Origin of the sequence: Salinisphaera sp. T5B8, from assembly GCF_040361255.1 — a bacterium.
In the GTDB taxonomy this organism is placed as follows: Bacteria; Pseudomonadota; Gammaproteobacteria; order Nevskiales; family Salinisphaeraceae; genus Salinisphaera.
Genome location: NZ_APNG01000044.1, coordinates 1 through 6,283 on the forward strand (window position 1 = coordinate 1; position 6,283 = coordinate 6,283).

Below are 6,283 nucleotides of genomic sequence, written 5' to 3' on the forward strand. Positions count from 1 at the left end.
GCGGATCCATATATGGCTTAGGCCGCAGGCCGTAAGCCAACAAGAACGTGCCCCGTGGCCGTTTCGGACGCGATGGGGCGAGTCGAAGCGAGCGCCACGTTCCCTGTCGGATTACGCTGCGCTAATCCGACTGACGGGCCTCGCGGTTTCGCCAACGCCGCGTAGGCTGGCTAAAGCCGAAGGCCGTAAGCCGACAGGAACCGTCTTGAGGCGGGGGCGCAAGCAGAGTGTTGCGCCGGTCGAGGCAGCTCAGTGCGAACGCAACGCCTGGATCAGGTCGTCCTTGTCCATATCGGAGCGGCCTTCAATACCGATCTGCTGGGCCTTTTCATAGAGCTGTTCGCGCGTCCAGTCTTCGTATTGCGGATGATTGCCGCCTTTCTTGCCCGCCTTTTTGCGCGAGGTATTGGCGATACGCGCGGCCTTCTCCTTGCTCATGCCTTCATCGCGTAGCGCTTCGTATTGTTCCGGGTCCTTGATGCTGCTGCGATCACTGTCGTTTTCGGCCATGGTGATATCCGCTCATGAATGACGCCTGCAATTCTGGCAGGGCGGCGAATCAGGCCAATCCGTAGAACGACCCATCCGCTTGGCTGTGGCACGATCCGTCGTGAATCACCGAGTCCGAACCTGCGCCGTGCGCGGTGCGAAGCGCCTGGCCGGGTTGGCGCGCTGGGCCGCGTTCCATGCCGGATTACGCTTGGCCAATCCGCCTACGGGCCTCGAGGCTTCGTCGGGGCCGCGTAGGCCGCGCAGGTTGGCTTAGGCCGCAGGCCGTAAGCCAACAAGAACGCACCCCATGGCCGTCCCGGACGCGAGGGGCCTGAATCGACGCGAGCGCCACGTTCCCTGTCGGATTACGCTGCGCTAATCCGACCTACGGGCCTCGAGGCTTCGCCGGGGCCGCGTAGGTTGGCTTAGGCCGCAGGCCGTAAGCCAACACGCAAGGGCCTCGTAACCGGCGTGAAGCGCTGTGGCCGTTCGACGCCCATAGTCCGCATCCGATGTTGATTAGGCTTTGCTGATCCACCAACGGGCGAGGGCGGGCTGGGAGGTAGGGCCGGGCGTCTGGCATGGTGCGGTCTTTGGCAAACACCTGGAATAATTAAGCGCAGGCGCAAGAGCGATGACCATGGGCCCACGGATTCAATATTTCGACGCCAATACCGCCGGCCGGGATTTCGTCGTGGGCGATATCCACGGCTGTTTCTACATGCTCGATGTGCTGCTCGAACGTTTGGCGTTCGATACGACACGCGATCGTTTGTTTTCGGTCGGCGATCTGATCGACCGCGGCCCGGACAGCGAGCGCGCGGGCGAATTCATCGATGCGCCGTGGTTTCATGCCATCCGGGGCAATCACGAGCAGATGTTGCTCGATGCCGTGGATCAGGGCGGGCAGGCCCGGGCGTTGTGGCATATGAACGGGGGCGATTGGTTCGACGCGCTCGACGTACCGGCGGCCGAGGCGCTGACCCGGCGCGTTCGCGCTCTGCCACTGGCCGCCGAGGTTGCAATGCAGGACGGCCGACTTGCGGGGCTGGTACATGCCGAGGTGTGGGCCGACAGCTGGGCGAAAACCCGCGCGTTGCTCGAACACGACGTGGCCGATACCCGTGAGTTTTCGCAGCTGCTCTGGAACCGCGACCGAGCCAGTGCAGTGGAAGGCGCGCCCGACACCCAGGAGAGGCGCGGGATGGCAGTCGATGAAATCGACGTCGTCTACTTCGGCCATACGCCGATGCGCGATGCGATCGCCCGTGCCAATACACGATGGCTTGATACCGGCGCTTTCATGGGCTGGCGCTTGTCGGTGGCCGAACTGGGTGTGCACGGCGACGTCTGGTCGTTGCCGGCCGATCTCGATGATTGCCGTCAGGGCTGGCGACAGGTCTGAGGCGCGTAGCAAGCGCGACTCAGCCCGGCGCTTGGTCCTGCGCGGCCGCGCCCGGGTCGAACAGGCGCGCTCCCGGACCCGCCGTGGCGGCAATATCGTCGGGATTGCGTAGCGGGCAGGCCTCCAGCGACAGGCAGCCGCAACCAATACAACCATCGAGCTGGTCGCGCAGCTTGGTGAGATGGTCGATGCGTTCTTCCAGGCGCTGTTTCCAGCCATCGGACAACCGGCGCCAGTCCTCGGCCGTGGGCGCACGGCGTTGCGGCAGGGTGGCCAGCGCGTCACCGATTTCTGCCAGCGGAATACCGATACGCTGGGCCACCTTGATCAGCGCGACCACGCGCAGCACCTCACGCCTGTAACGGCGCTGGTTACCGGCATTGCGGCGGCTGCTGATCAGCCCTTTCGTTTCGTAAAAATGCAGCGCCGAAACGGCCACGCCGCTACGCCGGGCGACCTCGCCGACGGATAGTTCCTTGCGCAGGCTCGGGCTCGTGGATGGTTTCATGTAAGCGATGGTCCGAAAATTGCGACCGCCGACACGGTCGCGATCATGGCCGTTGGCCGTGGCGTGAAGACGTTTTGCGTACGCCCATCAGAGGTAGAACCCGCCCATTCCGGGTGTGTTGTGCCGGGCCTATGGCCTGTTGCTCAAGCTGGGCAGACCCATGTCGTTATTAAAAAACACGACTGGGTTATTGACCTTAACCTTACTTTAGGTTGCAAGCTGGCGCTACGGTTCGATGCTACCTACGGTGATTGCCATGGCCGTGGGCAGCGGTCTGGCGCTTTCGATACAGCGCCGACTCCAATCAGTGGAGATTTGCGATGCTAGTGACTTCATACGCCGATACGGAACAGGCCGGTTCGGCCACCGAGGCGATCGACTTGCCGGCCTATCTGGCGCGTATCGGCTACACCGGCAGGCTCGAACCCACGGCCGATGTACTGCACGCGCTGGTGCGTTGTCATATGGCCTCGATTCCGTTCGAGGCCATCGATGTCATGCTGGGTTATGGCGTCGATCTCGACCCGGCGGCCATCGATCGCAAGATGCTCGACAATCGGCGTGGCGGTTATTGCTTCGAGCACGCCAGTCTGCTTCGCCGCGCGCTGCACGCCATCGGCTTTTCGCTGGAACAGCATCTGGCGCGGGTATGGATTTTCGACCCGCTGGACGGGCCCGCACCGCCAGCCAGTCATGCCTCGCTCAAGGTCGAAGCCGATGGCCGGTTATGGCTGGTGGATGTCGGTTTCGGCGGTTTCATGCCCAATGAGCCCTTGGCATGGAAACCCGACGAAGCGCAGCACAAGCCCTATGGCACGTTCCGGCTGACCGAAACCCGCGACGGCTATATGCTCGAATCCTGGCATGACAACGCCTGGGCGCCGATGTACGAAATCTTGGATTTCCACTGGCAACCGGTCGATTTCGAGATTGCCAATCACTATGTCGCCACGCACCCGCAATCGTTGTTCAAGCAACAGCTCATGATTGCGCGTACCCACAATCACGCGCGCCATACCCTGTCTAATAACCGCTTCAAGACCGCCTTTGTCGACGGTGGCGAACAAACGACTGATCTGGATGCCCAGGCCCTGGCCCGTACACTCGAAGATACCTTCGGACTGCCGGTTACGCCCGACTGGCAACCCCTGATCGAGCACCTCGCCGCCGGCGACTAATTGCCCCGGGGCTATCGAACTACGGCGCCGGGGCCGCGTACGGCAAAAGCGCCTCGCAGTCGTTGGGCGGCGGTTTGCCGTCAAATCGGTCAGCCAGATAATCGACCGCGCTCGAGGCCTGGGTGAGGGCGGCGCTGATATGTTCGCCCAGCGCATAATCAAAACGTACCGCCGGTACCCCGGCCGCACAGTAGTTGCCCGCCAGCGTCTTGGCGTCGTCGCGCGGCGTGACCTGATCGAAGAACGCATGATAGTAAAACAACGGTGCGGCGAAGCCTTGCTGGCCGAGCTGATTGTCCGCAATCACTTTCTTGACCGCTGGCACCGCGAGTAGATTGTCGACGGTGGTGTAGTCCTGCATATCGCCGAAGGCATAGCCCGAGAGCAGTGGGTCCTTCACCCAGGCCAGCTCCTGACCAATACAGCTGTCGCCCACATCGGCGAACATTTTGCGACCGGCGTCGTTGAGCAGGTGATCGGTATCGATGGCATCGTAGGCCCGCGACAGGCCGACCACCGCAGCGAAATACATACCCGCAAACAAACCGCCATCGACCGCCTCGGCCGAGCCGGCCAGATCGGCCGGCGGGCCACCGGCGGCCACCCCCACCAGCGGGATCTCGGGCGCATAATCGGCCGCGATTTCAGCGGCCCAGAGACTGGCGAAGGCCCCGCCGGAATAACCCCACAGCGCGACCGGCGTATCCGTATCCACCCACGCATCCGGCAGGAACGCCCGGGTTGCACGAATCGCGTCGAGCACGCCGTGGGCAGAATTGCGTCCGGCCAGAAACTGCGTTTCCGGGCCTTCATAGTCGGGGATCACCACGATCCATCCGCGCTGCAGTGCCTTGTTCATGAGTATGTGCTCGACCATCGAACCGCTCAGCACTTCGTAGGACGGCGCACAGCGACGGGTGAGTGCATCGTAGGCCACCTGGTACGACAGCAGCCGTGGCCGGGGATGGTCTGGTACCAGAATGGTCGCCACGTTCACCTGCGGCGTGCCGTCGCCGTCGGCCGTTCGATAGGCAATTTGCCAGGCCCGTGCGTTGACATCGAAAAAGTAATACGCCTGCGCGGCGATGCGCCGATACCGCAACACCGTGCCGGGCGCGGTGGCGGCCAGCTCGGCTGGCGTGGCCTGCGCATGAAAGGGGTCGTCGTCGGGCGCGGCGAATGGTGCACGCGGGCTCGCAAAACGGGCAGCGCTGTCTGCTGCTGGGCGGGACGGTACGGCGAGATCGCTTGTCGGCGGCTGCCAGGCGCAGGCGCTGGCCAGCATCACGATCGCCAGGCAGGTTGCGGCGCGCGAGTAGACGTTGCGTGTACGGATCATGCGGTAACGATAACCGGTCAGTCGTGACGGCGCGTTATGCCGTACAGCGACCGCGCTCTCCGCGCCGATACCTGCAGCCCACAAAAAGCGCGGCCCCGACGTGCAGCTGGGCCGCTGAATGCGTGACGCATCGAGCCAGGGGAACGAAATGCGATTTTAAAAAATGCGTTTTAAAGCCAATCGCCCGGATTTCGATGGAAAAAGTCTCAATCAGGCGCGTCCGCACCGACGCAGTATGACAGCGTTGTGCTTTCGCATAACCGGCGCATTGGGCGGCGTCGGGCGCAGCGTAGCGGATCCGCATGAACATCCTGGGACGCCGGGTGGTCGTAAGGATGAGAGAAAAATCGTTTCAGTTCAGTTGTTTGAAAAATAGTATCCGGTGGGGCTGCCTGCGCCCGGGCGTAACTGCCAGGTATTGTCGTTGCCGCCGGTGCCCGCGCGGTTTCTCCCGCCGCGGCTGCTGCATTGCGACATCAATACCCTGTGCGTAACCTAATCGCTACCGGGGTTTTTCTTCTTTTTGGGATTACCCATCATGGTCCCGCACGCGCGCTTGAGCGGGGTGGCCGGGAAGAACTCCCGTTTTTCAGCAGGCGGACGCGAAAGCGGTGCGGGGGAGTTGCCGGATGCTGTACAAGCCAATAGTCTGGGTCGGCGCGTACAAGATCCGTCTGGCGAAAAGTAAATAAAAACGGGTATCCGGAATCTACTGTGGACGGGGTAAGCAGCGCTGGAACTCGTTCCTTCTCACGCATGTGGATTTTCGTGGTTTATGCCAAGTCACGGCAGATTCACAGGATGTGGGTTCTCAGAACGCCTATTCGAAGTGACCCGCTTCCAGAAGCCCACAGAGCCTAGGAATATGGGGACCATAGTTGATTGTCCGGCTTTCAGTCGTCGTCGAAGCAGCAGCCCGGGTGAATGTCAGGTAATCGGTCGCAGCGGCATCCGATGGCGCAGAAGTCGACCGGATGCGTTGTCGTAGGGTCTTACGATTCGGCCGGCGTGCCTTATCGTCGTACACCAACCGCGCCCGTATCACATCGAAGCTATACCCTCGGCCCATTCGATTCATATCCTTCGCGAGGCGGTTGATGGACTCAGTATAGCCATTCGAGATGGGATGCTCGTAGTAATTGAATACCGGTTCCCACCAATTGCGAAGGGCGGTAGCAGTCTCTTTGAACTGAGGCGCCACCAACCCAGGTATACCGTTTAACCACGCCTGGGCCGCTCTTTCAGCTTCCCGGCGAGAATCATGCTCGTATAGGCAATGAAACGTCTCTTTCGCTTCATAGGCCGCCCCTAAGGGGCTGCTGAAAAACCCCGCCAATTTGCCTGATAATTCGAGCCGAGCG

General features: G+C 61.9%; 7 protein-coding genes. 3 read left to right on the forward strand and 4 right to left on the reverse strand.

The genetic code is table 11. The annotated features are described in order from the left end of the window. Window positions 1–249 precede the first annotated feature (249 nt). A complete protein-coding gene (locus tag T5B8_RS19820) occupies window positions 250–510 on the reverse strand; it encodes a DUF7218 family protein (RefSeq protein ID WP_353180984.1) in 261 nt (86 codons plus the stop codon). A 622-nt stretch (window positions 511–1,132) separates the two neighbouring features. Between T5B8_RS19820 and T5B8_RS19825 the strand changes: the two genes are divergently transcribed. Beyond that, window positions 1,133–1,897, forward strand: coding sequence for a metallophosphoesterase (locus T5B8_RS19825; RefSeq protein ID WP_353180985.1), 765 nt, complete (start codon window positions 1,133–1,135; stop codon window positions 1,895–1,897). 19 nt (window positions 1,898–1,916) lie between these two features. Here T5B8_RS19825 and soxR read toward each other — a convergent pair whose 3' ends face one another. Further along, entirely contained in the window at window positions 1,917–2,405 is a 489-nt protein-coding gene (gene soxR / locus T5B8_RS19830) for a redox-sensitive transcriptional activator SoxR (RefSeq protein WP_353180986.1), read from the reverse strand. Between the two features lie 320 nt (window positions 2,406–2,725). On the opposite strand from soxR, the gene T5B8_RS19835 reads away from it, so the two are divergent. Then, window positions 2,726–3,583, forward strand: a complete 858-nt coding sequence (locus T5B8_RS19835) for an arylamine N-acetyltransferase family protein (RefSeq protein WP_353180987.1) — start codon at window positions 2,726–2,728, stop codon at window positions 3,581–3,583. A 19-nt stretch (window positions 3,584–3,602) separates the two neighbouring features. Here the strand turns inward: T5B8_RS19835 and T5B8_RS19840 are convergent, their stop codons facing one another. Next, the gene (locus T5B8_RS19840; protein WP_353180988.1) at window positions 3,603–4,922 is read right to left on the reverse strand and encodes a lipase family protein; all 1,320 of its coding nucleotides are present in this window, start codon (window positions 4,920–4,922) and stop codon (window positions 3,603–3,605) included. A gap of 163 nt (window positions 4,923–5,085) precedes the next feature. On the opposite strand from T5B8_RS19840, the gene T5B8_RS19845 reads away from it, so the two are divergent. After that, window positions 5,086–5,298 carry a hypothetical protein gene (locus T5B8_RS19845; RefSeq protein WP_353180989.1) on the forward strand — a complete coding sequence of 71 codons (213 nt, stop codon included), beginning with the start codon at window positions 5,086–5,088 and terminating at the stop codon, window positions 5,296–5,298. A 444-nt stretch (window positions 5,299–5,742) separates the two neighbouring features. Here the strand turns inward: T5B8_RS19845 and T5B8_RS19850 are convergent. Next, on the reverse strand, window positions 5,743–6,283 hold a 541-nt coding region (locus T5B8_RS19850), incomplete at its 5' end, for a transposase (protein ID WP_353180990.1).